The organism is Massilia sp. CT11-137 (genome assembly GCF_047302885.1).
GTDB lineage: Bacteria > Pseudomonadota > Gammaproteobacteria > Burkholderiales > Burkholderiaceae_D > Telluria > Telluria orientalis.
In genome coordinates this window covers 3,286,220-3,312,597 of the sequence record NZ_JBKYMP010000002.1, presented here as the reverse complement: position 1 = coordinate 3,312,597, position 26,378 = coordinate 3,286,220, and the positions used below count along the sequence as shown (strand labels likewise).

At 68.0% G+C, this 26,378-nt stretch carries 21 protein-coding genes; 11 read left to right on the top strand and 10 right to left on the bottom strand.

Features of this window, described 5'->3' with window-relative positions:
- Window positions 1-4 precede the first annotated feature (4 nt).
- Window positions 5-1,123 (bottom strand): transglutaminase-like domain-containing protein, encoded by a 1,119-nt coding sequence (locus ACEN98_RS31575; RefSeq protein ID WP_413388783.1) that lies wholly within the window; start codon window positions 1,121-1,123, stop codon window positions 5-7.
- A 9-nt stretch (window positions 1,124-1,132) separates the two neighbouring features.
- Complete coding sequence (locus tag ACEN98_RS31570) at window positions 1,133-1,660, bottom strand: TlpA family protein disulfide reductase (RefSeq protein ID WP_413388782.1); 528 nt, start codon at window positions 1,658-1,660, stop codon at window positions 1,133-1,135.
- A 219-nt stretch (window positions 1,661-1,879) separates the two neighbouring features.
- Between ACEN98_RS31570 and ACEN98_RS31565 the strand changes: the two genes are divergently transcribed.
- The 6 genes from ACEN98_RS31565 to ACEN98_RS31540 all read left to right on the top strand — a co-directional run bounded on the left by ACEN98_RS31565 (window position 1,880) and on the right by ACEN98_RS31540 (window position 10,059).
- A complete protein-coding gene (locus tag ACEN98_RS31565) occupies window positions 1,880-3,691 on the top strand; it encodes a family 43 glycosylhydrolase (RefSeq protein ID WP_413388781.1) in 1,812 nt (603 codons plus the stop codon).
- Window positions 3,692-3,794: 103 nt separating this feature from the next.
- Window positions 3,795-5,804: a glycoside hydrolase family 2 protein gene (locus ACEN98_RS31560; protein ID WP_413388780.1), complete on the top strand. Its 2,010-nt coding sequence runs from the start codon at window positions 3,795-3,797 to the stop codon at window positions 5,802-5,804.
- Between the two features lie 103 nt (window positions 5,805-5,907).
- Window positions 5,908-7,215, top strand: coding sequence for an extracellular solute-binding protein (locus ACEN98_RS31555; protein ID WP_413388779.1), 1,308 nt, complete (start codon window positions 5,908-5,910; stop codon window positions 7,213-7,215).
- An 8-nt stretch (window positions 7,216-7,223) separates the two neighbouring features.
- The gene (locus ACEN98_RS31550; RefSeq protein WP_413388778.1) at window positions 7,224-8,117 is read left to right on the top strand and encodes a carbohydrate ABC transporter permease; all 894 of its coding nucleotides are present in this window, start codon (window positions 7,224-7,226) and stop codon (window positions 8,115-8,117) included.
- Window positions 8,114-8,938: a carbohydrate ABC transporter permease gene (locus tag ACEN98_RS31545; protein ID WP_413388777.1), complete on the top strand. Its 825-nt coding sequence runs from the start codon at window positions 8,114-8,116 to the stop codon at window positions 8,936-8,938. The genes ACEN98_RS31550 and ACEN98_RS31545 overlap by 4 nt, the downstream gene beginning before the upstream one ends.
- A 5-nt stretch (window positions 8,939-8,943) precedes the next feature.
- A complete protein-coding gene (locus tag ACEN98_RS31540; protein WP_413388776.1) occupies window positions 8,944-10,059 on the top strand; it encodes an ABC transporter ATP-binding protein in 1,116 nt (371 codons plus the stop codon).
- 32 nt (window positions 10,060-10,091) lie between these two features.
- On the opposite strand, the gene ACEN98_RS31535 is transcribed toward ACEN98_RS31540, so the two are convergent.
- The gene (locus tag ACEN98_RS31535) at window positions 10,092-10,556 is read right to left on the bottom strand and encodes an ester cyclase (RefSeq protein WP_413388775.1); all 465 of its coding nucleotides are present in this window, start codon (window positions 10,554-10,556) and stop codon (window positions 10,092-10,094) included.
- A 76-nt stretch (window positions 10,557-10,632) separates the two neighbouring features.
- Here ACEN98_RS31535 and soxR point away from each other — a divergent pair, with 76 nt between their 5' ends.
- Entirely contained in the window at window positions 10,633-11,136 is a 504-nt protein-coding gene (gene soxR / locus ACEN98_RS31530) for a redox-sensitive transcriptional activator SoxR (protein ID WP_413388774.1), read from the top strand.
- Here the strand turns inward: soxR and ACEN98_RS31525 are convergent.
- Window positions 11,081-13,048, bottom strand: coding sequence for a BCCT family transporter (locus tag ACEN98_RS31525; RefSeq protein WP_413388773.1), 1,968 nt, complete (start codon window positions 13,046-13,048; stop codon window positions 11,081-11,083). The two genes, soxR and ACEN98_RS31525, sit on opposite strands and share 56 nt — an antisense overlap.
- Window positions 13,049-13,406: 358 nt before the next feature.
- Here ACEN98_RS31525 and ACEN98_RS31520 point away from each other — a divergent pair, with 358 nt between their 5' ends.
- The 3 genes from ACEN98_RS31520 to ACEN98_RS31510 all read left to right on the top strand — a co-directional run bounded on the left by ACEN98_RS31520 (window position 13,407) and on the right by ACEN98_RS31510 (window position 18,206).
- Entirely contained in the window at window positions 13,407-14,411 is a 1,005-nt protein-coding gene (locus ACEN98_RS31520) for a LacI family DNA-binding transcriptional regulator (protein ID WP_413388772.1), read from the top strand.
- Window positions 14,412-14,505: 94 nt separating this feature from the next.
- Entirely contained in the window at window positions 14,506-17,241 is a 2,736-nt protein-coding gene (locus ACEN98_RS31515) for a TonB-dependent receptor (protein ID WP_413388771.1), read from the top strand.
- A gap of 8 nt (window positions 17,242-17,249) precedes the next feature.
- The gene (locus ACEN98_RS31510) at window positions 17,250-18,206 is read left to right on the top strand and encodes a glycoside hydrolase family 43 protein (RefSeq protein WP_413388770.1); all 957 of its coding nucleotides are present in this window, start codon (window positions 17,250-17,252) and stop codon (window positions 18,204-18,206) included.
- Between the two features lie 94 nt (window positions 18,207-18,300).
- On the opposite strand, the gene kefC is transcribed toward ACEN98_RS31510, so the two are convergent.
- Window positions 18,301-20,109, bottom strand: coding sequence for a glutathione-regulated potassium-efflux system protein KefC (gene kefC, locus ACEN98_RS31505; RefSeq protein WP_413388769.1), 1,809 nt, complete (start codon window positions 20,107-20,109; stop codon window positions 18,301-18,303).
- Window positions 20,099-20,686 (bottom strand): NAD(P)H-dependent oxidoreductase, encoded by a 588-nt coding sequence (locus tag ACEN98_RS31500; protein ID WP_413388768.1) that lies wholly within the window; start codon window positions 20,684-20,686, stop codon window positions 20,099-20,101. The genes kefC and ACEN98_RS31500 overlap by 11 nt, the downstream gene beginning before the upstream one ends.
- Before the next feature lie 157 nt (window positions 20,687-20,843).
- Here ACEN98_RS31500 and ACEN98_RS31495 point away from each other — a divergent pair, with 157 nt between their 5' ends.
- Window positions 20,844-21,155 carry a hypothetical protein gene (locus ACEN98_RS31495; RefSeq protein WP_413388767.1) on the top strand — a complete coding sequence of 104 codons (312 nt, stop codon included), beginning with the start codon at window positions 20,844-20,846 and terminating at the stop codon, window positions 21,153-21,155.
- A 96-nt stretch (window positions 21,156-21,251) separates the two neighbouring features.
- On the opposite strand, the gene lpdA is transcribed toward ACEN98_RS31495, so the two are convergent.
- Genes lpdA through ACEN98_RS31475 form a run of 4 tightly spaced genes read right to left on the bottom strand, consistent with a single transcriptional unit; the run spans window position 21,252 to window position 26,220 of the window.
- Complete coding sequence (lpdA, locus tag ACEN98_RS31490; protein WP_413388766.1) at window positions 21,252-22,640, bottom strand: dihydrolipoyl dehydrogenase; 1,389 nt, start codon at window positions 22,638-22,640, stop codon at window positions 21,252-21,254.
- Window positions 22,641-22,644: 4 nt separating this feature from the next.
- Complete coding sequence (locus tag ACEN98_RS31485) at window positions 22,645-23,943, bottom strand: dihydrolipoamide acetyltransferase family protein (RefSeq protein ID WP_413388765.1); 1,299 nt, start codon at window positions 23,941-23,943, stop codon at window positions 22,645-22,647.
- Window positions 23,943-24,986, bottom strand: a complete 1,044-nt coding sequence (locus tag ACEN98_RS31480; RefSeq protein ID WP_413388764.1) for an alpha-ketoacid dehydrogenase subunit beta — start codon at window positions 24,984-24,986, stop codon at window positions 23,943-23,945. Before ACEN98_RS31480 ends, ACEN98_RS31485 begins: the two co-directional genes overlap by 1 nt.
- A gap of 1 nt (window position 24,987) precedes the next feature.
- Window positions 24,988-26,220: a 3-methyl-2-oxobutanoate dehydrogenase (2-methylpropanoyl-transferring) subunit alpha gene (locus ACEN98_RS31475; RefSeq protein ID WP_413388763.1), complete on the bottom strand. Its 1,233-nt coding sequence runs from the start codon at window positions 26,218-26,220 to the stop codon at window positions 24,988-24,990.
- Window positions 26,221-26,378: the final 158 nt, after the last annotated feature.

The following is a 26,378-nucleotide window of genomic DNA, read 5'->3' as shown; positions in this document are numbered from 1 at the left end:
TCGGTCAGATGGCGCGCGACGTGATGGTGTACTTGAACGTGTCCGGCGCGAGCGAGTCGTACGCTTCGCCGCCGCTCTGCGCCTGCGGGTACATCAGGAAGCCGACCTTGCCGGCGACGGAGCCCGGCAGGCGCACGTCGTGGGCAAAGTTATAGCCCATCCAGTTGCCTTCCCAGCCGCCGAACAGCGCGCGCTTGACGGGCGCGACGACGGGGTTGTCCGGGTCCTTGATCCAGTTCGCGGTTTCCTGGCGCATGACCTTGGCCACGTCCGCCGGGTCCATCGCGACCCAGCCGTGCTGCTTCAGGTAGACCTCGGCGCGGCAGTGCTGGGCGCCCTGCAGCGATGCCGGCTTGCCGCCCAGTTCCCGGTAGCCGAAGGCGCTCGGCGCGATGCGGATGCCGTAGACGTCGCGCGCCGGCACGCCGGAAGCCCGGCACAGGCCCACGAACAGGCCGTTGAGGTCGGCGCACTTGCCGCCGAAGTTGCCCGTCTCCAGCATCGTCTTGATGTCGCCCGTGCCGCAGCCTTTCACTTTCGGCTCGCGGAACGTGTTCAGCACGATCCAGTCGTAGATGCGCTGGACCTTTTCCCCATCCGTGCGCGCGCCCCTCGTAATCGTCAGCGACGTCTTTTTCACGATGCCGTCGAGCGGCATCAGGTCGGTCGGCTGCAGCCACACGCGCAGGTCTTCGGCGGCTTCCGTACCCGGGGTGCGGGTCTTCCAGTTCTCGGCGCGGTCGCGGGTCTGGATGCGCGACACGACTTCCAGCATCGGCGCGACGCTCCCGTCGAATTCGGCGACGAGGAAGCGCGCGCCGTAGTGCGGGTCGCTTTCGACGTGGGCCTTGGTCGCGTTGCCGGACCAGTTGTTCGACAGGCTGCGCTGCCATTCCGTGTCGATGGCCGGCAGCGGGATCCACACGGTCGACGGACCGGCGGCGCGCTGCAGGGCCACCTTCGTCACCACCTCGTAGCTCTTCCAGTCGCCCGGACGCGGGTCGAAGTGGCGTTCCTGCGCGTCCGCCGCCAGCACGGCGCGGGGCAGGGTGGTGGCGAGCGCGAGGCCGCCGGCCGCTCTGAGGAGCGCACGGCGGGCGGTGGACGGTTTGGTGTCTTGCATGGCTTTTCCCTATTTTTGGTGGTTCGTTCGGTGTTGCGATTCCGTCAGCAGCGCGTCGATGGCGGCGCGCAGCTTCGTGTCGTCCGGCGGGATCTCGCCGACCGTGCGCCAGCGCGCGCGGCCCGTGCGGTCCACGAGGATCGTCGTCGGCATCACGCCCGGCGTCCAGCGCTTGAACGCATCGCCCGTGCGGTCGCGCAGGACGGGATAGCCGAGCGGGTGGTCCTGCGTGAAACGTTCGATCGTATCGCGCGGTTCCTTGTAGTTCACGCCCACGACCGTAACGCCGCCGCGGCCCGCCAGGCCTTTCAAGACCGGCAGCTCGTCCACGCACGGGCCGCACCAGCTGGCCCAGAAATTCACGACGACGACCTTCCCGCGCAGGCTCGCCACGTCCCACGGTTGTCCATCCAGGCCCGTCACCTGCAGGGCCGGCGTCGGCTGGCCCGCGGGCCAGGGGCGCAGGGTCGCGTCCTTCGCGACCGCCGTGCCGGCGCTCAGCAGAGCCGCAAACAGCAGGCCGGTGGGCATCCTCATGTGGTGCGTCAACGTGTGGATCTCGAAGCGGAAACAAGCCTCATGATACCAGAGCGTGTCACGCAATGCCCGGCCCGGGCCCTTCCAGTTGGCAGGATGCGACGGCGTTGTTCATCATCCGGCAACAGGCTGGGCACATGAACAACGATTGGCGTGCCAACCGTGCATCCCGCCCGGGCCGCTTGGGGTAAGCTCTGCGGCAAAAATCAGGGAGGGACGATGGGATCGCTACGCACGGGGTCGCTACGGTACGTCGGCGCACTGGCATGTGCACTGGCCGCGGCCGCATGGGCGGCGCCCGCCGCCACCTATCGCAATCCGCTCCCCGTCCACCTGGCGAACGGCGAACCCGCCCAGAACTGCGCCGACCCGGCCGTGCTGCGCGACCCGCGCGCGAAGACGCCCACGTGGTATCTGTATTGCACGAGCGATCCCGTCAGCAAGAAGGAGCGTCCGCTGGACGGCGAGAAGGGCGACTGGCATTTCCACATGATCGCCATCTACCGGTCGACGGACCTGGTCGCGTGGAACTACGTGGGCGACGCGTTCGCCGACCGTCCGGCCGGGCTGGCGGCGCCCACGTCCGGCCTGTGGGCGCCGGAGCCGGCCTTCCTCAACGGTCACTACTACCTGTACTTCACCGTGACCGACGTGGCCGACGCGCACAGCCCCGAAGCGGGCTGCGACAAGGACAGCGCCATCGGCGTCGCAATGGCGGACAGCCCGGCCGGCCCGTGGGTGCCGGCATCGAAGCCGGTGGTGCCGCCCCGGCGCGCGGGACCCGGCTGCGACTTCCAGTGGACGTTCGATCCGAAGGTCGTCGAGGACGGCAGCCGCAAATGGATTTATTACGGCAGCTACGGCGGCGGCGTGTACGTGCAGCCGCTGCGGTTCGACGGCCTGCAGGCCGAGGGCACGCCGCGCAAGGTGGGCGCCGCGTGGCGCTACGAAGGGGCGGAAGTCGTCAGGCACGGCGGCTGGTGGTACCTGTTCGGCTCCACGACGGACTGCTGCAACGGCCCGCTGACCGGCTATGCCGTGTACGCGGGCCGGGCGCGCACACCGGCCGGGCCGTTCCTCGACCGGCTGGGCCAGGACCTGGCCGCGCCCCGCGCCGGCGGCACGCCCGTCCTGTTCCAGAACGGGAACCGCTGGGTCGGCGTGGGCCACAACACGGTCTTCCCCGACGCGGCCGGCCAGTGGTGGACGATCTACCACGGCATCGACGTGAACGAGCCGTTCTTCAGCGCGCCCGACAAGCTGACGCGGCGGCTTGCGCTGCTCGACCGTATCGACTGGGTCGACGGCTGGCCCGTCGCGCGCGGCGCGCCCAGCGACGAACCCCGGCCCGCGCCCGCCACGGTCGCTGGTACGCGTCCCCGCGCACTGGCGCTCGCGCCGGCGCCCGCGCAGAAGACGAGTCCCGAGTGGACGGACAACTTTGCCGGCACGAAGCTGGACGAGCGGTGGACGTGGCGGCGCCCGCCGGCCGACGACGCCTGGTCGACGGGTCCCCAGGGCTTCACGGTGGCGACGGCCGCGACCGACCTGCACGTCGACACGAACACGGCCAGCGTGCTGCAGGCGGCGCTGCCGGACGGCGACTATCGTGTCGAGACAGTGGTAAGACTGGCCGTGCCGGACGGTTGCTGCAAGACGGCCGTGCAGGCGGGCCTGGTGGTGATGCGCGACGACGACAACTACGTCAAGCTCGTCGAGATGGCGCACGGCGGCCTGCACCAGGTCGAGTTCGCGAAAGAGCTGTTTCCCGTGCCGGCCGCGTATCCGCGCTACGGCAACACCGTCGTCGGCACGCCGGGGACGGCCACGTGGCTGCGGCTCGATGTCCACCGGGTCGGGGGGGATGAGCGTTATACCGCATATTCGAGCCGGGACGGCAAGACCTGGGTCGGGGGCGGAACGTGGACGCATCGCCTCGGACCGCAGGCAAGGCTGGGCCTGGTGGCGATGGGCGGCGCCGGCTACCGCGCGGTGTTCGAACGCGTGACCGTGTCCCGCCTGTCTCGTTGATGCGACGTCGCTGGTATCGCTTTGTAACCGGTAGTGAAAGGGCTTGCCAGCGGCGGTTACGGCTCCTAGAGTAGGCCGTACTGAAGAACGAAGGAGCGCAAACGTGGAATACCCCCGCCCACAATTGCGGCGCGCCGCCTGGCGCAGCCTCGACGGCCCCTGGCAGGCCATGTTCGACGACTCGACCCTCTACGTCGATCCGGCCGAGGTGCCGTTCGACCGGACGATCGTCGTCCCGTATCCACCCGAGGCGCGCGCCAGCGGCGTGCACGACCGCGGCTACCGGCGGCGCGTCTGGTACAAGCGCCAGATTTCGCTCGATCCCGCGCTGCTGCCGGGACCGGAGGAGCGGCTGATGCTGCACTTCGGCGCCGTCAACTACCGGGCCCGCGTGTGGATCAACGGGCGCTTCGCCGTCGAGCACCGGGGTGGCCACAGCCCGTTTTCCATCGACGTCACGCGCCACCTGGACGGCTCGATCCTCGAGATCGCCGTGCAGGCCGAGGACGACCCGCAGGACATGCACAAGCCGCGCGGGAAGATGGACTGGGAGCCGGAGCCGCACAAGATCTGGTACCCGCGCACGAGCGGCATCTGGCGCACCGTGTGGATCGAGAAGGTCCCGCGCGCCCACGTCGCGCAGCTGCGCTGGACGGCCGATGTCGCCAGATGGCAGATCCGCCTCGACGCCGACATCGCCCACGTGCCGGAAGGCGGCATGGCCAACGTGACGCTGAAGCTGGGCGACCGGCTGCTCGTGGGCGACCGCTGCCTGCTGACCGGGCCGCGCTTGTCCCGCATCTTCCAGCTGCCCGACCCCGGCATCGACGACGCGCGCGGCCTGTGGATGTGGAGTCCGGAGAGCCCGCAGCTGATCGACGCCGAGATCGAGATCCGCTCGGCCGAGGGCAACCTGATCGACAGCGTGCAAAGCTACACGGCGCTGCGCACGGTGAGCGTGGAAGGCGACCGCTTCGTGCTGAACAGCCGCCCGTATTTCCTGCGCATGGTGCTCGACCAGGGCTACTGGCCGGACAGCCTGATGGTCGCGTCGAGCGACCAACTGCGCCACGACGTCCTGCTCATCAAGCGCCTCGGTTTCAACGGCGTGCGCAAGCACCAGAAGTCGGAAGATCCGCGCTGGCTGTACTGGTGCGACGTGCTGGGCCTGTGCGTGTGGGGCGAGATGCCGTCCGCGTACGGCTTTTCCAGCGCGACGATCCACGGCGTGATGGAAGAGTGGAAGGAACTGGTCGAACGCGACATCTCGCACCCCTGCATCGTCGCGTGGGTGCCGACCAATGAATCGTGGGGCGTGCCGGAACTGATGAACGACCGACGCCAGGTCGATTTCGTGCGCGCCCTGTACCACGTGACCCGCGCGCTGGACGGCACGCGGCCCGTCGTCGGCAACGACGGCTGGGAGATGCCGTGCGGCGACCTCGTGTGCGTGCACGACTACGAGCAGGACCCGGTCGTGCTGCTGGAACGCTACGGCAGCCGCGAAGCCGTCGCCTATACGCTGGAACACGTGCAGCCGGACCGGCGCCGCCTCGTCATCGACGGCTTTACCGGGTTGGGCCGGCCGCTGTTCCTGTCCGAGTTCGGTGGCATTGCCATGTCGAAACCCGGCGAGGAGTCGGGGTGGGGCTATTCGGTGGCGAAGGACAGCAAGGAGCTGCTGACCCGTTACCAGCAGCTGATGTCGGCGGTGCACCGGTGCCGGCCGCTGTCCGGCTTTTGCTACACGCAGCTGACGGACACCTTCCTCGAAAAGAACGGCCTGCTGACGGAAGACCGCGTCCCGAAAGCGCCGATCGAAGCGCTGGCTCTCGCCACGCGCGGGCCGCAGGCGCACCTGCAGGACTGGGTGCTGGACCCCCTCGGCCACAGCCAGCGCTGGCGCGCGCGGCGGGGGCCCGATTTCCCTGTCGAGTGGACGCGCGTCGGAGAAACGGCAGAAGTGCTAGCCTATCCGGGAGAGCGCCAGCCTCCGCAGCTGGAAGCACCGGACATCCCGCCGACCGAACCCGGTCCGTCCGCGGGCCCCCCGGGCTTCGAACGCCGCGGGCGTGGCGCGCCGGGAGCGCGGACACGGCGGAAAGCCGCCTGAAAGCGCCATAGGGTGGCCGGCCCTCCGCCCACGCGTGACGCTAACATGCCGCTGGCGTCCGCGTGGGCACAGGGTGCCCACCCTACAATAACAAGGAGACAACGTGGCGCGACGCGGATCCCCGCGCGCCGCCGCGCTGGTTGCGACCCTGTTCCTCGGGCTGGCGGGCGTGAATGCCCCCGCGCGGGGGCAGGTCGAAGTCAGGATGTGGACGCTGCTTTCGGGCGGCGACGGCGCGCGCATGCGGGCGCTGGTCGACGACTTCAACGCGAGCCAGCGCGACGTGCGCGTGGTCAGCACGACCCTCAAGTGGGGCGAACCCTTTTATACGAAGCTGATCACGGCCTCCGTCGTGGGCGCCGGGCCGGACGTCGCGACCATCCACCTGTCGCGCATCGTCAACCTGGCCGGTGGCGGCGTGCTGCGGCCGATCGCGCCCGCCGAGCTGGCGGCGGCCGGCCTGCGCGGCCAGGACTACCTGCCGCGCCAATGGGCCAAGGCACAGTACCAGAACGCGACGTATGCGATCCCGCTCGACGTGCACCCGTTCGTCCTCTACTACAACAAGACGCTCGCGGGCAAGGCGGGCCTGCTCGGCGCGGACGGCAAGCTGAAGCCGATCGACGGCGTGGATGCGCTGACGGACGCCTTCCGCACCGCCACCGAGCGCACGGGCCAGCGCGGCCTGACGATGGAAAGCAGCCAGAGTTCGTATGCGATCTGGCGCCTGTGGCTGGCCATGCTCGCGCAGCAGAACGTCACGATCATTGCCAATGGCCGCTTCACGTACGGCCCGGCCGGCGCCGCGACGCTGTCGCGCATCAGCGACTGGTTTACGAAGGGCTATGCGCAGTCGGGCCTCGACTACCCGGCGTCGACGAGCCAGTTCATGGGCGGCGGCGCCGCGTTCATGCTGAATGGGGTGTGGGAAGTGCCGGAGCTCGTGCGCGCGACGAAGGCCGGCACGCTCGGCTTCGAATACGGCATCGTGCCGCTGCCGAAGATGTACGCGAACGCGTCCACGTGGGCGGATTCGCACGCGTTCGCGCTGCCCGCGAACCCGGGCCATGAACCGTCGCCGCAAAAAGTCCAGGCTGTGATGCGCTTCATCGCCTACGTCAGCAAGCATTCGCTCGGGTGGGCCGAGGGCGGCCACATCCCCGCGTACAAGCCCGTCGCCGAATCGGCCGCTGCGAAAAGCCTGATGCCGAATGCGATGTATGCGCAGGTCGCGAACGACGTCGTGTACGATCCGGACGGCTGGTACATGGGCGCGGCCGGACCGCTGGAGGCGATCGCGTCGAAATTCCTGCCGGCCGCGCTGTACGGCTACCTGACGCCGGAGCAGGCCGTGCACCGGTTCGAGACGGAAGCGGCGCGCCTCGTGCGCAAGCGTCCGCCGCGCTATTGAGGCGCGCCATGCGACGCGACGACATGGCCCTGGGGCCGACGACGGCCCGGCGCGACACCCTGCCGGCCTGGCTGCTGCTGGCGCCTTTCGTGCTGGCGTTCGGCCTGTTCTTTTTCCTGCCGGCGCTGCAGACGTTCTGGCTCAGCCTCACGGAGAGCAGCCTCACGCGCACGAGCGCCTTCGTCGGCCTGGACAACTACCACACCTTGCTGAACGACCCGTCGTTCTGGGATTCGGTCGGCAACACGTTTTATTTTGCCCTGCTGACGGTGATCCCGCTGTGCGCCATCGGCCTGCTGATGGCGCTGCTCGTCGACCGCTTCACGCGCGTGCAAGGCTGGCTGCAGGGCGCGTTCTTCCTGCCGTTCGTGCTGCCGATCTCCGTGATGACCCTGATCGCCGACTGGATGCTGCAGCCGTCGTCCGGCGTCGTCAATCACATCCTCGGGGGGCAGCGCGCCTGGCTCGCGGACCCGTACTGGGCGCTGCCCGCCGTCGCCATCGGCACGATCTGGTGGACGGTCGGCTTCAACATGCTGCTGTTCCTCGCCGGCCTGCGCAACATCCCCGCCGAGCTGTACGAAGCGGCCGCGCTGGACGGCGCCCGCGGTCTTACCCTGTTCCGCACGATTACGTGGCCGGCGCTGCGGCCCGTCGCAACGACCGCGCTGATCCTGCAGCTGATCGCGTCGCTGAAAGTGTTCGGCCAGACGTACATCCTCACGAGCGGCGGGCCGTTCAACACGACGCGGGTCGCGCTGCACTACATGTACGAGACGGCGTTCACGCAGAGCGATGCCGGGTATGCGGCGGCCGTCGCGATGGCGTTCGTGGCGATCGTCATCCTGCTGTCGCTGCTGCAGGCGTGGCTGGTGAAATTTTTGGCCGGGAGGGACGCATGAGGGCCACGTTCTGGACGGTCGCCGGCGCCGCCTGCGCCATCGTGCTCGCCGCGCTGTGGGCGTTTCCGCTGCTGTGGGCCCTGTCCACGTCGCTGCGGCCGGAGCTCGAGACGGTGTCGGCGAACTTCCACTGGCTGCCGCAGGAATGGACGCTGGACGCGTACCGCAAGACGCTCGGCGCCGGCAACGTCGTGCGCTGGCTGTTCAACAGCTTCCTCGTCGCGTTGCTGGTGACGGTGGTGACGATGGCGATCAGCCTGATGGCAGCCTACGCGTTTTCCCAGCTGCGTTTCCGGGGCCGCGGCATCGTGTTCGGCATCGCCATGCTGGGTTTCCTGCTGCCTTTCGAGGCGCTGCTCGTGCCGCTGTTCCGCACGATGCACCAGCTGGGCCTCATCAATTCGTACGCGGGCATCGTGCTGCCGCAGGTCGTGTCGCCGGTCGTGATCTATGTGTTCAAGCAGTTCTTCGACGCGATTCCCGCCGACTTCCGCGAGGCCGCCGTGATGGATGGCGCGGGCCCGCTGCGCGTACTGTGGAGCGTGTACCTGCCCATCTCTGGCAATATCGTGTGGGCGATGGCGATCGTGACGTTCATCGCGGCGTGGAACAACTTCCTGTGGCCGTTCATCATCGTCACGTCGAACGACATGATGACGATCCCGCTGGGCCTCACGCAGACGTACGATGCGTTCGGCGTACGCTACGCCCAGTTGATGGCCGCGGCGCTGCTCGGCGCCTTGCCGGTGGCATTGGCGTACGTGCTGTTCCAGCGCCGCGTGACGCAGGGCTTCCTGGCGGCGAGCGGATTGAAAGGATAGATTCTATGGCATCGGTAAGGCTGCGCGGCATCCGCAAGACCTATGGCGACAATCCCGTCATCAAGGGCGTCGACCTGGACATCGAGGATGGCCAGTTCGTCGTCTTCGTGGGGCCATCCGGCTGCGGCAAGTCGACTCTCCTGAGGATGATCGCGGGTCTGGAAGACATCACGGACGGCACCCTCGAGCTCGGGGGCGTCGTCAGCAACACGGTGGAGCCGGCCCGGCGCGGGATCGCGATGGTGTTCCAGAGCTATGCGCTGTACCCGCACATGACGGTGGCCGAGAACATGGGTTTTGCGTTGAAGCTCGCGAAGGTGCCGAAGGCGGACATCGTCGCGCGCGTGCGGCACGCGGCCGAGATCCTGCAGATCGCGCACCTGCTGGACCGCAAGCCGAAGGCGCTGTCGGGCGGCCAGCGGCAACGCGTGGCGATCGGTCGCGCCATCGTGCGCAAGCCGGAAGTCTTCCTGTTCGACGAACCACTGTCCAACCTCGACGCCGCGCTGCGCGCGCAGACCCGCGTGGAACTCGCGCGCCTGCACAAGGATTTGAAGGCGACGATGATCTACGTGACGCACGACCAGGTCGAAGCGATGACCCTGGGCCAGAAGATCGTCGTGTTCAACGGCGGCCGCATCGAGCAGGTGGGCACGCCGCTGGAACTGTACGAGCGGCCGGCGAACCTGTTCGTCGCGGGCTTCCTCGGCTCGCCCCGCATGAACGCGTTTCCCGCCGCGCTGGCGGGCCACACGGGCGGCCTCGCGACCGTGCGCGTGCCGGGCGGCGGCATGGCGCAGGTGGCGGCGGATGCGAGCCAGGCGCAGGGCGGCGCCGCGCTGACCCTGGGCGTGCGGCCGGAGCACCTGCGGCTCGAGACCGGCGGCGAGGCGGGCATCCCGGGCCGGTTGTCGCTCGTCGAATACCTGGGCGACGTGACGCTCGCGTACGTCCAGGTCGACGGCGTGGACGGCATGGTGGCGGCCAAGTGTGCGCCGGACGTGCCGCTGCCGGCGCCGGGGACCGCTGTGCGGCTGCGGTTCGATCCCGCGCGGGCGTGGCTGTTCGACGAGCAGGGCGGCGCATTGCCGGCGTTGCGGGAACAAGTGGCGGCTACCTAGAAACCGTCATCCCCGCTTGCGCGGGAACGACGTCAGATCGGCCGTTGCCCGCTTGCTTCGACAAACGATTTCGGCACCACGCCAATCTGCTGCAGCACCCCCAGCCGGTCCGCCTGCAGCCACGCCCGCACGATCTGCCCGTCGCGCAGCTGGTAGATCACATTGCCTTCCTGCGTCACCTCCGCGCGGCTCGGCTTGATGCCGACGAAACGCCCGCCGTGCACGGCGCGGAACGTCCAGCGGACGGCGACCCTGTCGTCTTCGCCGAACACGTCGTGCAGCTCGAAGCGCACGCCCGGAAAGCCCGTCAGCACGGCTTCGATGGTCGCGCGGAATTCGCGCGGCCCCCGTTCGCCGCGCGCGCCGGCGAAGTCCGGGGCGATCAGCGTCTCGAGCCGGTCCAGGTCGCGGCCGTTGATGCACTCCTCGTAGAGCGCCCGGACCAGGGCCTTGTTCATGGCGGTGGCGCTCATGTGATCCTTAATGCGGTCGTTCATGCGTTTGTCCTCGTGGTTGCGTGTCGATGCAAAGCAGTGTAAAACCTCAACTTCACTTGAGGTCAAGAGGATTTTGATGGCAAAGATAGACCCGGCCGACATCGGGCGGTCCTTGACGGTGGGGGAGGTCGCGCGGCGCGCGGGCGTCGCGGTGTCGGCCCTTCATTTCTATGAATCGAAGGGGTTGATCCGCAGCGTGCGCAGCAGCGGGGGCCAGCGGCGCTACGGGCGCGACGTGCTGCGGCGCGTGGCCGTCATCAAGGTCGCGCAGCGCATCGGCATTCCGCTCGCGTCGATCAGCGCGGCGCTGGCGTCGCTGCCGGAAGAGCGCACGCCGACCAAGGCCGACTGGACGCGCCTGTCCAGCCTGTGGCGGCGCGAGCTCGATGACCGCATCGAACAGCTCACCCGGCTGCGCGACCAGCTCGACGATTGCATCGGCTGCGGCTGCCTCTCGATCGAGGCGTGCCGGCTGCGCAATCCCCTGGACGAATTGTCGGAGCAGGGGTGCGGCCCGCAACTGATCAGGGCATCCTCCGCGCATGGCGGAACCGGGCATAGCGATTCAGGAGGTCGTTGATCAACTGTTCGCGCGTATAGCCTGTGACGTCGTGCTGCTGGTCGCCCTCGGAACTGTAGGCCATGGCGCGGTAGTGACGCGTGTCGCTGTTCCTCTCCCCGGACTCGGCCCACGCGAAATTCGGCGCGCGGAAGCCGCGCACGCGGATCGTGTAGCGGAACGTGCCGCGGTCGCCGTGGGGCACGTTCAGGTCGATCCGGCGGTCGGTCTCGGTCAGTTCCGGCGCCAGGCCGCTGTCCCGCATCTCCGCCGCCACCGCGCCGAGGGCCGCGCGTCCGGGCCCGCCGAGAAAGGCCGCGATCTCGGGCAGGTCGTAGAAGCGGGTGATGCTGGCCAGGCGCTGCTGCCAGCTGAGGCCGACGTCCGACGGCGTCTCGGCGGCAATCGACAGGTCGATCGCCGACCCTTCCGATTCCGACTGCAGGGCGCGCAGCAGGCCGTAGCACATGAGCAGCATCACCACGGCGAACGGCAATGCGCTGACGAGGGCAGCCGTCTGGAGTGCCTGCAACCCGCCCGCCAGCAGCAGCACGGCGGCCATCAGGCCCGCGCACGCGGCCCAGAAGATACGTTGCCAGACCGGCGGATTCGGGGCGCCGCCGGAGGTGATCATGTCGACGACCAGCGCGCCCGAATCGGCGGACGTGACGAAAAAGGTAATCACAAGCACGGTGGCGAGGCCGGACGCGATCATCGACAGCGGCAGTTGCTCCAGAACTTCGAACAGGGCCACCGGGAGATTGTCGGCGACGGTCTGCACGATCGGCGCCGCGCCGCCCAGGTCGAGCCGGATCGCGGTGTTCCCGAAGACGGTCATCCACAGGAACGTGAAGAGTACGGGGACCAGCAGCACCCCGCCGACGAACTCGCGGATCGTGCGCCCGCGCGAGATCCGCGCGATGAACATGCCGACGAACGGCGACCAGGAGATCCACCAGCCCCAGTAGAACAGCGTCCACTTGCCGAGCCAGACATTGGGCTCGTAGGCATACATGCGGAAGGTACGCTGCACGACTTCGCCCAGGTAGGTGCCGACGTTCTGGACATAGGCCTCGAGCAGGAATACGGTCGAGCCCGTGGCGAGGACGAACAGCAGCAGCGCGATCGCGAGGATGACGTTGAGTTCCGACAGCCGTTTCACGCCCTTGTCCAGTCCCGAGCCCGCGGACAGCGCCGCCATGCCCGTGATGACCGCGATCAGCACGATCTGCACCTGCGGCGTGACCGGGAGCCCGAACAGGTGCGCGAACCCCGCGTTCACCTGCAGCACGCCGAACCCCAGCGACGTCGCCACGCCGAACATCGTGCCCAGCACGGCGAAGATGTCGATGGCATGGCCGGCAGGGCCGTGGATGCGGTTGCCGATCAGGGGGAAGAGGCTCGACCTGAGCGTGAGCGGCAGGCCGCGCCGGAACGCGAAGTACGCGAGCGCCAGCCCGACCACGACGTAGATCGCCCAGGCGTGAAAGCCCCAATGGAAAAAGGTCAGCACCATCGCCTGGCGCGCCGACTCGATCGTGCGGCCGGCGCCCACCGGCGGCAGCGCATAGTGCTGGATGGGCTCGGCGACGCCGAAGAACAGCAGGCCGATCCCCATGCCGGCGCTGAACAGCATGGCGAGCCAGGACAGGTAACTGTATTCCGGCTCGCTGTCGTCCGGTCCCAGCCTGACGTCGCCATAGCGGCTCATCATCAGGAAGATCACGAAGATCAGGAAGAACGCGACGGACAGGATGTAGAACCAGCCGAAATCGCGCACGATACCCGCCTGGAGTGTATCGAACAGGCTGCCGACGCGTTTCGGAAACAGTGCCGACATGGCGGAAAAGGCGAGGACCAGCGCCGCCGACACGAAAAACACGGGCGGATTGACCTGGATCCATCGGCGTTGGCCCGGCAATGGGCTTGTCATATTGTTCACCTTTCTTGAGCGTTGTGCGGCCGCGCAGATGTCGGAATGCTACCCGGCATGCCAGGCAGATGTCGCCGGCAGGCTGCCGGGGACGGGCGACGGGAAGAGTTAGTGCTTGCTGAGCGGTCCGGGCAACCCGGGACTGTCATGGCTGGCGCCGGCAATGGGTAGCGCCGGTCGAGGCGGAGCGCTCGATGAGCGCGGCTGCGTTTAACCTGAATTATAAGCAATTATGTGCATTGGCACAAATGTGCTTAAATTTAAATCAACTACAACGCTGTAATAATTAGTGATAATGTTGTGCAACCGATGATCCCATGCGAACACCTTTGACATGACCAGGCCCCGCCGACCCACGATGACCGACATCGCCAAGCTGGCTGGCGTGTCGCAATCGACGGTGTCGCTGGTCATCAACCACATGAGCGGGGCGAAAGTGTCGAAGGTCACGCGCGAGACCGTGCTCCGGATTGCGCGCGAGCTCGGCTACCCCGTCGAGCGGCACGCGCATCCGGCCGCGGCCCAGACCCGCAACCTGATCGTCTATCTCACCGACGAGCTGGCGACGAGCCCGCACGCGATGCAGACCATCGACGGCGCCAAGGAGGCCGCCTGGGAGCAGGATTGCCTCGTCGCCGTGTTCGCGACGCGCGGCGATCCCGAACTGGAAGCGGCCGTGTTCGCGCGCATGCTGGACCATCCGGCTCTGCTGGGCGTCATTTACTCCACCATTTTCACCCGCGCCGTGACGGTGCCGGCCGCGCTGGAGGCGACGCCGACCGTCCTGCTGAACTGCCATACGCGCGACCGAGGGCGCGCATCGGTCGTGCCGAGCGAACTGCTGGGCGGCTATACGGCGACCATGCACCTGATCGAGAACGGACACAGCCGCATTGGCTTCATCAACGGCGAGCACTGGATCGAGGCGGCGGCCGAGCGCCTGAAGGGGTACCGGCAGGCGCTGTCGACGGCCGACATTCCGTTCGATCCGGTCCTCGTGCGCGCGGGCGACTGGCAGGTCGCGGCGGGGTACGAGCACGCGCTGTCGCTGCTGGACTTGCCGCAGCGGCCGACCGCCTTGTTCTGCGCCAACGACCTGATGGCCATCGGCGCGCTGGACGCAGCCCGCGAACGCAAGCTGGCGGTGCCGCGCGACTTGTCCGTCGTCGGGTACGACGACCAGGATATCGCCCGTTACACTCACCCGCCGCTGACCACAGTGTTGTTACCAAACTACGAAATGGGCCGCTGGGCGGCCGATTCCCTCATCGCGCAATGCCGCGCGGACCATGCCTCGAAGGCCATCATCAAGATGGAATGCCCTCTGGTGGCACGCGATTCCGTGGCCCCGCCAAGGCTGTAAAACCGCCCAAAAAGCGGGTTCAAGCGTGCGTCGGCCTGCCGACTTTTGCGTTAGCTTCCTGATAAAAATTATTACTAATTATGAGGAGAATCGCATGACCACGTTCCAGCTCCGGCCCGTGTGCGCGGCCATCCTTGCGCTGCTCGCCCAGGCCGCCAACGCGCAAACCACCGACACGTCACCCACGCAAGTCCAGCAGATCCAGCAGGTCACCGTGACTGGCCTGCGCGGCAGTATCCGCAGCGCCGAGGCGATCAAGCGCGATTCCGTGCAGGTCGTCGACTCGATCAACGCGGAAGACATCGGCAAGTTCCCCGACCGCGCCGCGGGCGACGCCCTGCAGCGGATCGCCGGCGTGCAGGTCGGCCGCGACCGGGGAGAAACCAGCCAGGTGATCATCCGCGGCCTGCCGGACGTCGTGACCACGCTGAACGGCATGGAATACTTCACGGGGAACGGCCGCCGGCTGCAGTACCAGGACCTGCCCGTGCAATCGATCGGCGGCCTGGACGTGTACAAGACGGCGACGCCGAACCAGCTCGAAGGCGGCATCGCGGGCGGCATCGACGTCCGGCTGCGCCAGCCGTTCGACCTGAAGGGCCGGAACGTGACGGGCTATGTGGAAGACCGCCGCCAGAAGGTGAGCGGGTCCGACGCGACGTCGACGAAGAACAATCCGGGCGCCGGCTTCTCGGCCAGCAACCGCTGGAACACGAGCTACGGCGAGATCGGCGCGCTGGTCGACGTGGCGTTCAACCGCGAGCACTGGGGCTATCCCGTGCAGTGGGTCGACCGTCCCGACCGCGTGCATTCGATCGATGCGGATGGCGTCGGCACGCGGCTGGGCGACGGTCCGCTCGCGCCCTCGACGCCGGGCGCGCGCCTGGGCGAGCTGCCCAACGTGGGCGGCATCTACAACGCGGGCGACCGCGACCGCGGCAGCATCCACGGCGCCCTGCAGTGGAAGGTCAACCCGACGCTGGAAGCGAACGTGCAATACCTCGGCACGGGCTACCGCGCGCGCAGCGAAGTGGATTACATCCTCGCCATCACGACGTGGACGCCGCGCCTGACCAACGTGCAGCTGGCGCCGCAGGGCGCCTACTGCAACACGCCGGAAGGCGTCGTGTGCCCGATCCAGTCCGCGTACGCGCAGGCCGCGCAGTATGGCGGGCCGTACGACTGGGATCCGTACACGGCCACGTCGACGTGGGGCGTGAAGGAACACACGACGTCGCACTTCCTGAACCTCGGCCTGAACTACCGCGAGGGCCCGTGGAAGGCGAGCTCCAACTTCGGCTGGACCAAGTCGACGTTCGTGAACGACACGGTGATCGTCGACCAGCAGATCCCCGGCGCCAGCGTCGGCGTCTACACGTACGGCGCGGACGGCCACGGCGGCTACAACAGCGTGAGCACGCCCACGAGCCCGAACGCCCTGCGCGACCCGCGCGCGTTCGTGCTGCGCGGGATGGTGCAGAACTGGGGCATCTCGAAGGGCGAGCAGGTGCAGTGGCGCGGCGACGTGTCGTACCGGCTCGGCGACGGCTTCTTCTCGGGCATCGACGCCGGCTTGCGCCTGTCGAACCGCCTCGCCAGCTTCCACGGCGCGGAAGGCCACAGCGACATCGCGGGGCCGGTGCGCGCGAATCCCGTCGACGCGTTCGGCCCCGGTTTCGAAGCGCTGGTGCCGGGCCTCGACCGGCTGGGCGGCCCGTGGCTGACGCCGTCGCGCGACTTCCTGATCGACCAGGCCGACACCGTACGCGCGTTCTACGGCGCTTCTGCGGGCCGCGTGCCGGACGATCCGACCCGCACCTTCGAGCAGCGCGAAGGCACGAATACCGTGTACGTCGCGGCGCGCTGGAAGACGAAGGCGGGCGACGTCGACCTGTCCGGCACGGTGGGCGGGCGCTACGTCCACGTGGCGCGCAACCTGAACGGCAACAGCCGCATCGGCGACGTGGTGACGCCGATCGCCGTGAACTCGACGGAAAACAACTTCCTGCCCAGCGTTGCGGCCGTCGTCGGCTGGCGCGAGAACCTGCAGTCGCACCTCGCGGTCGGCAAGACGATCACGCGGCCGGACTTCGCGTCGTTGAACCCGGCGCTGTCGCTGATCCCGCCGACCGTCAACGCGCCCGGCACCGGCTCGTCCGGCAACCCGAATTTGCGGCCGACGCGCTCCGTGAACACGGACGCCACGCTCGAATACTACTTCCCGAAGAACGGCTACGGGCAGATCGCGCTATTCCACCGCGACATCGACGGCTACCTGCAGAACATGGAGTCGAGCGAAGTCATCAACGGCCAGAACTATCGCGTGACGCGTCCGCAAAATTCCGGCAAGGGCACATTGCGCGGCGCGGAATTCGGCATCCAGAAGTTCTTCGACTTCCTGCCCGGCCCGTGGAGCAATTTCGGCGCGCAGTTCAACTACACCTGGATCGACGGCGACAACCAGACGCCCGTCTCGCCGACGAGCACGGAATACCGCACGACGGCGCTGACGAATGTCGCGAAGAAGAACTACAACTTCGCGCTGCTGTATGAAGGGAACGGCATCACGGGACGCCTGACCGCGACGCACCGCGGCAACTACGTCGAGCAGATCGCCGAGCCGCGCTTCTTCCAGGACCGCATCGTCAAGGCCAGCACGTACGTGGACCTGAGCGTGTCGTATGCGCTGAACAAGAACCTGTCGCTGCAATTCGACGCGATCAACCTCACGCACGAGAAGTACGAAAGCTATCTCGGCTCCGAGATCCGTCCGCGCGACATCCGCTACAACCCGACCACGTACGGCCTCGGGCTGCGCTTCTCGCTGTGAGCATGCCCATGGCGAAGACGTATCGCAACCCGGTCTACCCGGACGTGTTCGCGGACCCGTTCGTGCTGCGCCACGACGGCGTGTATTACGCGTACGGCACGGCGCCGGGCGGCGCGGACGGGCGCCAGGTGCCCGTCCTGCGCTCGACGGACCTCGTCGAATGGGAACCGCTGGGCCACGCGCTGCTGCCGATCGGCGAGGTGCACTACTGGGCGCCGGAAGTCGCGAGCCAGGGCGGCCGCTTCTACATGTACTATTCGGCGGGATCAAAGCCGGAAGGCACGGACCAGAAGCTGCGCGTGGCCGTCGCCGACCACCCGGCCGGCCCGTTCGTCGACAGCGGCAAGCTGCTCGTGCCCGATCGATCGTTCGCCATCGACGCGCATCCGTTCCGTGCGGAGGACGGGCAGTGGTATCTGTTCTACTGCGCCGATTTCCTGGAACTGGAAGGCGGGTACCGCGTCGGCACGGGCATCGTCGTCGACCGGCTCGTCGACATGACGACGCTGGCGGGCGAACCGCGCGTCGTGGTCCGTCCGCACGAGGACTGGCACGTGTTCCGCAAGGGCCGCACGATGTACGGGGCCGTGTACGACTGGCACACGGTGGAGGGCGCGGCCGTGCTGCGGCACGACGGCCGCTACTATTGTTTCTACAGCGGCGGCGCGTGGGAGCGCGACAATTATGGCGTCAGCTGGGTCGTGGCGGACGATCCGCTCGGGCCGTACACGCGGCCGGCAGGCGGGCACGAAGCGCTGCTCATGCGGACGCCGAAAGGCGGGGACCTGCTGGGGCCGGGGCACAATTCGTTCACCACCGGACCGGACGGCACGTCCACATGGATCGTGTACCACGCGTGGGACCTCGCGCAGACGGCCCGGCGCATGTGCATCGACCGATTGGAATGGCGGGACGGCATGCCAGCCACGCCCGGCCCGACGTGGACGGAACAAACAGCGCCGTAGGGCGGGCACCCTGTGCCCACGCGTGACGCCAACACGCACATACGTTCGCGTGGGCCCGGAGAGCTCACCCTGCGATACTTGAAGTGCGAGCGATTCAGTCCCAATCGCTTCCTGTTTCTTCATCGAACGCCTTGCGGTCGCGCGAAATCATGGCTTCGAGTTCCTCGCGCGCCTGCTTGGCCATCGACACGAACGTCTCGCGGTCCTTGTAATACGGGTATACCGCATCGAGCGTCTGCTTGTTGTAGCGCCTGAATTTCAGCGCGGCCTGCCGCGTGGCGTACGCGCTCTGGCCCAGGCCCGCCGTCATCACGGAGCGGCCCAGCCGCAGCGCCGCTTCAAAGGTCTCGCGCTCGATCAGTTCCACGCCCCGGTCCATCAGCTGGTAGTAGTGCGTGACGTTGCGGGCGCGCGCGAACACGGGCAGGTCGGGATACTCGCGCCGCACGGCGTCGACGAGCTTCAGGCTGTCCTCGATGTCGTCGATGGCGACGACGACGGCTCTGGCCTTCGGCGCACCCGCGGCGCGCAGCAGGTCGGGCCGGGTCGCGTCGCCATAGAACACCTTGAAGCCGAAGTGGCGCAGCACCTCGATCTGGTCCGGGTCGTGGTCCAGCACCGTCAGGCGCACGTTGTTCGCGTGCAGGAAGCGGCCCACGATCTGGCCGAAGCGGCCGAAGCCCGCGACGATCACGTGGTCCTCGTTCGGCTCGATGCGGTCGGCCTTGCGCTTGCCGCCGCGGCCTTCGCGGCCGGCCGACAGGCGGTCGTAGGCCATCAGCGCGAGCGGCGTCACGACCATCGACAGCGCGACGACGACGACGAGGATGTTCGCCACATCCGGCGAGAACACCTTTGCCGTCGCGGCCGCGCCGAACACGACGAACGCGAATTCGCCGCCCTGCGCGAGCAGCAGGGAAAACTGCAGGTGCTGGCCGCGCGCGATCTTCAAGCCGCGCGACAGGCCGTACAACACGGCGATCTTGATGACCAGGAAGCCGGCGACGAGGCCCAGCACGAGGCCAGGCTGCGCGAGGAACACGGCGAAATCGACGGACATGCCGACCGCGATGAAGAACAGGCCGAGCAGCAGGCCCTTGAACGGTTCCAGGTCGGTCTCGAGCGCGTGGCGATATTCCGAGTCGGCCAGCAGCACGCCGGCCATGAACGCGCCGAGGGCCATCGACATGCCCACCCACTGCATCAGCAGCGAGATCGCGATCACGAGCAGCAGCGCGAACGCGGTGAAGATCTCGCGCGCATCCGTCTTGGCGATGATGCGCAGCACGGGCCGGAGCAGGAAACGGCCCGCGACGACGAGGCCCGCGAGCACGCCCGCGACCTTCAGCGCCGCGATCCACGCATTCCCGCCGCCACCGGCGGATTCCGGCACGCCCAGTAAAGGCACGATGGCGATCATCGGGATCGCGGCGATGTCCTGGAACAGCAGGATCGCGAAGCCGGCCTGGCCGGCCGGTGTCGGCATCAGGTTGCGTTCTTCCAGCGAGGCGAGGGCGATCGCGGTCGACGACAGCGACAGGCCCAGGCCCGCGATCAGCGCGATCTTCCAGTCGATGCCGGCCAATAGCGCGGCGCCGAACAGGCCGGCCGCGACCCCGAACACCTGCGCGCCGCCCCAGCCGAAGATCGGCCGGCGCAGCGCCCACAGGCGGCTTGGTTCCAGCTCCAGGCCGATCAGGAACAGCAGGAGCACGACGCCGAATTCGGCGAAATGCAGCGCGTCCTCGCCATCGGCGACGAAGCGCAGGCCGAACGGGCCGATGAGGATCCCGGCGACGAGATAGCCCAGCACGGCGCCCATGCCGAGGCGCTTCGCGAGCGGGACGACCAGCACGGCGGCGCCGAGGTAGACGACCGCGTTCTGAAGAAGATTATGTTCCATCTGCACGCTCCTGTAGAGCCGCAGCGGCGAGGCCCGCATAGCCTTCAAGACGATGGCGGAACTCGGCAGCGAACGCGTCGATCGCTTCCGGCGTCGCCTGTGCGGCGCCGTGCATGACGAGCGGCGCGATCCAGTCCATGCCGCACAGGGCGGCCGTCGCTTCGTACGGCGCGAGGAAGTCGGCGAACGGCCGGCCGTGCAGGCCGCCGGGCCGGTAGGCGTCCGGACCGCTGCCCGTCGTCGTCACGAGCCAGAAGCTTTTCCCGCGCAGCGCGCACTCGCCCGTGTGGGCGTAATCGTTATAGGCCCAGCCGGGCTGCAGCACGACGTCCATCCATTCCTTGACGATGGACGGCATGCCATACCAGCGGAACGGGTGCAGGAACACGAGCAGGTGGGCGGCACGCAGCCGCTCGCGCTCCTGCTCGCCGTCGATGTCGAAATCGGGATAGCGTTGGTACAGGTCGCACAGCTCGACGCCGGGCAGCGCCTGTGCCGTCTCGGCGAGGCGGCGGTGGACGGGCGAGCGGTGCGGCGCCGGGTGGGCGTAGATCACCAGGATGTTCGGTTCGTTCATTCGTCATTCATCAATTGCAACATCGTTTTATAGCATACAAGACATGCCTTGCGTCATTCTCGCCCGACATGTCCTACAAGCCAGCCGGGTGGGTGCCTATAGTGGGCGGATACGGGAGGATTATGATGGTCATCAACGCGAACGAATGGAGAATCCTATGTCCATGCAGAGCGAAGGCAACAACGCCAAAGGGCGCAACTACGATCAGGTGACGAAGGACGGCACGAGTTCCGCCGGCACGTTGGGCGCGGGCGGCACCGGCGCCGGTACGAATGCACAGTCGGATAGCGGCGGCAACCTGCAAAAAGGCAGGGCGGACGATTTGCTGAGCAATGATGCGGACCGCGACAGCGAAGGCTTCGTCGGCGAGGAGGCGGGTGAATTGCAGACCGGCCTCGGCGGCATCGGCAGCTTGAGCACCGGCAACGCGGGCAGCCGCCAGTCGGACGACGACAAGGCATCGGAGTAAGGCCCGGCGGGTCCGGGATCGGGGGCGCGCCAGCGGCCTGGTGCGCGGTACGGGCGAAAGGCGCCGGGGGCGACGCCGTTCGCCCGTGCGTTTTTGTCAGATGTGCAGCGCGTGGCCCAGCGCCCTGAGGGCCGCTTCCTGCACCGCCTCGCCCAGCGTCGGATGAGCGTGGATCGTGCCCGCGACATCCTCCAGCTGCGCACCCATCTCGATCGATTGCACGAACGCCGCAGACAGTTCCGACACCGCGCCGCCGACCGCCTGCCAGCCGACGATCACGTGATTGTCCTTGCGGGCGACCACGCGTACGAAGCCGTCCGTGGACTCCAGCGTCATCGCCCGGCCGTTGGCGGCGAACGGGAAGCTCGCGCCGATGCAATCCACGCCCAGCGCAGCCGCTTCCTGCGGCGTCATGCCCACGACGACCACTTCCGGGTCCGTGAAGCAGACGGCGGGAATCGCGCCCGGCGTGAAATGGCGGCGCTTGCCGGCGATGATCTCGGCCACCATCTCGCCCTGGGCCATCGCGCGGTGCGCCAACATCGGCTCGCCCGTGAGGTCGCCGATGGCCCACACGTTGCGCATCGACGTGCGGCACTGGTTGTCGGTGCGGACGTGGCGCCCGTTCATGTCGAGCAGCAGGCTCTCCAGGCCGTAGCCCTCCGTGCGCGGCCGCCGGCCGACGGCAACGAGCACGCGGTCCGCTTCCAGCTCAGCTTCCTCCCCGCCGCCATCCTTCATGCGGACGCCACGGCCGTCTTCCGCGAGGCCCAGCACGCTCGATTCCAGGTGCAGGCCGATGCCCAGCCGCTTCAGGCTTGCCGCGACGGGTTTCACGAGTTCGTCGTCATAGGCGGGCAGCACGCGGCCGGCCGCTTCCACGACCGTCACCCGCGCACCCAGCTTGCGGTAGGCGATGCCCAGTTCCAGGCCGATGTACCCGGCGCCGACGACGACCAGGTGCTCCGGCAGCGTCTCGGGGGCCAGCGCTTCCGTCGACGACAGGACGTTGCCGCCGAACGGCATGAACGGCAGTTCCACGGGCACCGAGCCGGTCGCGAGCAGCAGGTGTTCGCAACGGATCCGCAGGTCGCCCACCGCGACCGTCTTGCCGTCGAGGATGCGCGCCCAGCCTTGCACGACTTTCACGCCATTCTTCTTCAGCAGCGCGCCGACACCGCCCGTCAGGCGCTTGACGATGCCGTCCTTCCACGCGACCGTTTGCCTGACGTCGATGGTCGGCGCGCCCGCGCGGATGCCGAGCAGCGACTCGCCCGTGTAGCTGGTGGCCTGGTGGAAGGCGTCTGCCGCATGGATCAGCGCCTTGGACGGGATGCAGCCGATGTTCAGGCATGTGCCGCCCAGGTCCGCACCTTCGACGAGCACGGTCGGGATGCCCAGCTGCCCGGCACGGATCGCGGCGACGTAGCCGCCCGGGCCGCCGCCGATGACGAGGAGGGTGGTGTTCTCGGTATTGACCGTCATGCGCTCACTCCACGAACAGGGTGGCCGGCGACTCCAGATACGAGCGCACCGCCTGGATGAATTCCGCCGCCACCATGCCGTCGATGACGCGGTGGTCGAACGACGACGACAAATTCATCAGCTTGCGCGCCACCATGCCGCCATTCCTGATGACGGGCCGGTCGACGATGCGGTTCACGCCCACGATCGCCACTTCCGGGTGGTTGATGACGGGCGTGCTGACGATGCCGCCCAGCGCGCCCAGGCTCGTGATCGTGATCGTCGAGCCGGACAACTCGTCGCGCGCCGCCTTGCCATGGCGCGCCGCATCCGCCAGCCGGGCGATCTCCGCCGCGCTGGACCACGGATCGCGCGCTTCCGCATGGCGCACGACGGGCACCATCAGGCCGGCATCCGTTTGCGTCGCGATGCCCATGTGGACGGGCGCGTAGCGCGTCACCACGTTGGCCTGGTCGTCGTAGCGGGCGTTCACGTCGGGGAAGCGACGAATCGCGAGGACGACGGCGCGCATCAGCAGCGGCAGCAGGGTGATCTTGCCCCGCTCCTCGCCATAGCGCGCGTTCAGCTGGCCGCGCAGCGCTTCCAGGTCCGTCACGTCGACTTCCTCGACGTACGTGAAATGCGGGATCTGGCGCTTCGCCAGTTGCATCTTTTCCGCGATCTTGCGGCGCAGGCCGATCACGGGGACGGCTTCTTCCCCTTCCAGCTGCGCATAACGCCCGTCCGCGCCCGCAGCGCGGCCGCGCCCCGCCACATGCGCGTCGAGGTCCGCGTGCGTGATGCGGCCCGCGGGACCGCTGCCGGCCACGTATTGCAGCTCGATGCCCAGGTCCCACGCGCGCTTGCGCACGGCCGGCGCGGCCAGCGGTTTTTCACCCGCCGCGCGCAATGCAGGCGCAGGCGCAGGCGTGCGCGCGGGACGCGGCGGCGCCGCGACGATGGGCGCCGCCTGCGCGACGCTCGCCGCGGCTTCGGCCACCCGCGGCGGCTCCGGCACGAAGCCGTGCGGCACCTCCGCAGGTTCGTCGGCCGGCGCTGGCGCGGCCTTCGCATTCCCCGCACCGTCCACTTCCAGCCGGATCAGCTCGGCGCCGACCGCCAGCGATTCCCCGACCGTGCCGCCGAGTGAGAGCACCGTCCCGTGCACCGGCGACGGAATCTCCACGGTCGCCTTGTCCGTCATGACGTCGGCCAGGATCTGGTCTTCGACGATCGCATCGCCCGGCTGCACGCGCCACGCGACGACTTCCACTTCCGCGATGCCTTCGCCCAGGTCCGGCATCTTGATCACATGCTGTCCCATCACGCCTCCATCGCTCGTTTGAATGCCGCGCCCACGCGGTCCGGCCCCGGGAAATACGCCCATTCCTGCGCATGCGGGTAGGGCGTGTCCCAGCCCGTCACGCGCTCGATGGGCGCCTCGAGGTGGTAGAAGCAGTGTTCTTGCACGAGGGCCGCGAGTTCCGCGCCGAAGCCGCTCGTGCGGGTCGCTTCGTGGACGACGACGCAGCGGCCCGTCTTCCTGACGGATGCGACGACCGTCTCGAGGTCCAGCGGCCACAGGGTGCGCAGGTCGATGATCTCGGCGTCGATGCCCGTCTCGTTCGCGGCCGCCTCGGACACCCACACCATCGTGCCGTACGTGAGCACGGTGAGGTCCTGGCCTTCGCGGAACACGGCGGCCTTGTCCAGCGCGACCGTGTAATAGCTTTCCGGGACTTCGCCCTTCGGGTGCTTTGCCCACGAGACGACGGGGCGGTCGTGGTGGCCGTCGAACGGGCCGTTGTACAGCCGCTTCGGTTCCAGGAAGATGACGGGGTCGTCGTTCTCGATCGCGGCGATCAGCAGGCCTTTCGCGTCGTACGGATTGGATGGCATCACCGTGCGCAGCCCGCACACGTGCGTGAAGAACGCTTCCGGGCTCTGGCTGTGCGTCTGGCCGCCGTAGATGCCGCCGCCGCAGGGCATGCGGATCGTCAGCGGCGCGGTGAAATCGCCTGCCGAGCGGTAGCGCAGGCGCGCCGCTTCCGACACGATCTGGTCGGTCGCCGGATAAAAATAGTCGGCGAACTGGATCTCGACGACGGGCCGCAACCCGTACGCCGCCATGCCCACCGCCGTGCCGACGATGCCGCCTTCCGAGATCGGCGCGTCGAAGCAGCGCTGCTTGCCGTATTTCGCCTGCAGGCCGTCGGTCACGCGGAACACGCCGCCGAAATAGCCCACGTCCTGGCCGTAGATGACGACGTTGTCGTCGCGCCCGAGCATGACGTCCATGGCCGAGCGGAGGGCCTGGATCATCGTCATCGGGGTGGTCTTGATGTCGTTGTCGATGTCACGCTTCATGTCACACCCCCAGTTGCTGGCGTTGGCGGCGCAGGTGTTCGGGCATGTCCTTGTAGACGTCCTCGAACATCGACGCGGCGCTCGGCACGCGGCCGTCGATCAGCGTGCCGTGGCGTTCCGCTTCCTTCTGCGCGGCCAGCACCTCGGCTTCCAGTTCGGCCTGCAGGGCCTCGTGTTCCGCGTCCGACCACCAGCCTTTGCCGATCAGGTGGCGGCGCAGGCGGCCGATCGGATCGCCCAGCGGGAAATAGGTCCATTCGTCGGCAGGCCGGTAGCGCGACGGGTCGTCCGACGTCGAGTGCGGCCCGGCGCGGTACGTCACCCATTCGATCAAGGTCGGACCGAGGTTGCGGCGCGCCCGCTCGGCGGCCCAGCACGACGCGGCATACACGGCCAGGAAATCGTTGCCGTCCACCCGGAGCGACGCGATGCCCGCGCCGACGCCGCGCGCGGCGAAGCTGACGCTCTCGCCGCCCGCGATGGCCTGGAAGGAAGAGATCGCCCACTGGTTGTTGACGACGTTCAGGATCACGGGCGCCTGGTACACGTGCGCGAACGTGAGGCCCGTGTGGAAATCGCTTTCCGCCGTGGCGCCGTCGCCGATCCACCCGGAGGCGATCTTCGTGTCGCCCTTGATCGCGGACGCCATGGCCCAGCCGACCGCCTGCGGGATCTGCGTCGCGAGGTTGCCGGAGATCGTGAAGAAGCCTTTGTTCTTCACGGAATACATCACGGGAAGCTGGCGGCCCTTCAGCGGGTCCGCTTCGTTCGACAGCAGCTGGCACACCATGTCCACGAGCGGATACTCGCGCGCCATCAGCAGGCTTTGCTGGCGGTAGGTGGGGAAGCACATGTCGCCATCCTTCAGGGCGAGCGCATGGGCGCTGCCGATGGCCTCCTCGCCGAGCGAGGTCATGTAGAACGACAACTTCTTCTGGCGCTGCGCGATCACCATGCGCGCGTCGAAGATGCGGGTCTTCATCATCGTTCTCAGGCCGAAGCGCAAGCTGTCGCGGTCGAGGCCCGGATCCCACGGGCCGACGGCATTGCCGTCGTCGTCCAGCACGCGGATCATGCCGGCGGCAAGCAGCGCCGTGTCCTGGTAGCGGACGTCGACGGGCGGCCGGGGCGTGTCGCCGGCCTGGTGGATGTCGAGGTAAGAAAAATCGGTCTTGCAACCCGGGCGGCCGGTAGGCTCCGGGACGTGCAGCGACAGAGGTGTACTCTGGCTCATAAACGCTGTCCCCCTTGGTAAGGTGTGTGTGCGGCAGCAACATATTAATTCCGGAAAGACGGCGCACGGGTGCTTTCGCCGGGAATTTTCGTGCTGCCCTGCAGCATGCCGGCACGGGATCGCCGCGCGCGCGCCCGCCGCATCTCGCCCGCACCTTA

Coding starts and splice junctions, on each gene's coding strand:
- ACEN98_RS31575 (WP_413388783.1), bottom strand. CDS start 1,123: ATGCAAGACACCAAACCGTCCACCGCCCGCCGTGCGCTCCTCAGAGCG.
- ACEN98_RS31570 (WP_413388782.1), bottom strand. CDS start 1,660: ATGAGGATGCCCACCGGCCTGCTGTTTGCGGCTCTGCTGAGCGCCGGC.
- ACEN98_RS31565 (WP_413388781.1), top strand. CDS start 1,880: ATGGGATCGCTACGCACGGGGTCGCTACGGTACGTCGGCGCACTGGCA.
- ACEN98_RS31550 (WP_413388778.1), top strand. CDS start 7,224: ATGCGACGCGACGACATGGCCCTGGGGCCGACGACGGCCCGGCGCGAC.
- ACEN98_RS31545 (WP_413388777.1), top strand. CDS start 8,114: ATGAGGGCCACGTTCTGGACGGTCGCCGGCGCCGCCTGCGCCATCGTG.
- ACEN98_RS31540 (WP_413388776.1), top strand. CDS start 8,944: ATGGCATCGGTAAGGCTGCGCGGCATCCGCAAGACCTATGGCGACAAT.
- ACEN98_RS31535 (WP_413388775.1), bottom strand. CDS start 10,556: ATGAACGACCGCATTAAGGATCACATGAGCGCCACCGCCATGAACAAG.
- soxR (WP_413388774.1), top strand. CDS start 10,633: ATGGCAAAGATAGACCCGGCCGACATCGGGCGGTCCTTGACGGTGGGG.
- ACEN98_RS31525 (WP_413388773.1), bottom strand. CDS start 13,048: ATGACAAGCCCATTGCCGGGCCAACGCCGATGGATCCAGGTCAATCCG.
- ACEN98_RS31520 (WP_413388772.1), top strand. CDS start 13,407: ATGACCGACATCGCCAAGCTGGCTGGCGTGTCGCAATCGACGGTGTCG.
- ACEN98_RS31515 (WP_413388771.1), top strand. CDS start 14,506: ATGACCACGTTCCAGCTCCGGCCCGTGTGCGCGGCCATCCTTGCGCTG.
- ACEN98_RS31510 (WP_413388770.1), top strand. CDS start 17,250: ATGGCGAAGACGTATCGCAACCCGGTCTACCCGGACGTGTTCGCGGAC.
- kefC (WP_413388769.1), bottom strand. CDS start 20,109: ATGGAACATAATCTTCTTCAGAACGCGGTCGTCTACCTCGGCGCCGCC.
- ACEN98_RS31500 (WP_413388768.1), bottom strand. CDS start 20,686: ATGAACGAACCGAACATCCTGGTGATCTACGCCCACCCGGCGCCGCAC.
- ACEN98_RS31495 (WP_413388767.1), top strand. CDS start 20,844: ATGTCCATGCAGAGCGAAGGCAACAACGCCAAAGGGCGCAACTACGAT.
- lpdA (WP_413388766.1), bottom strand. CDS start 22,640: ATGACGGTCAATACCGAGAACACCACCCTCCTCGTCATCGGCGGCGGC.
- ACEN98_RS31485 (WP_413388765.1), bottom strand. CDS start 23,943: ATGGGACAGCATGTGATCAAGATGCCGGACCTGGGCGAAGGCATCGCG.
- ACEN98_RS31480 (WP_413388764.1), bottom strand. CDS start 24,986: ATGAAGCGTGACATCGACAACGACATCAAGACCACCCCGATGACGATG.
- ACEN98_RS31475 (WP_413388763.1), bottom strand. CDS start 26,220: ATGAGCCAGAGTACACCTCTGTCGCTGCACGTCCCGGAGCCTACCGGC.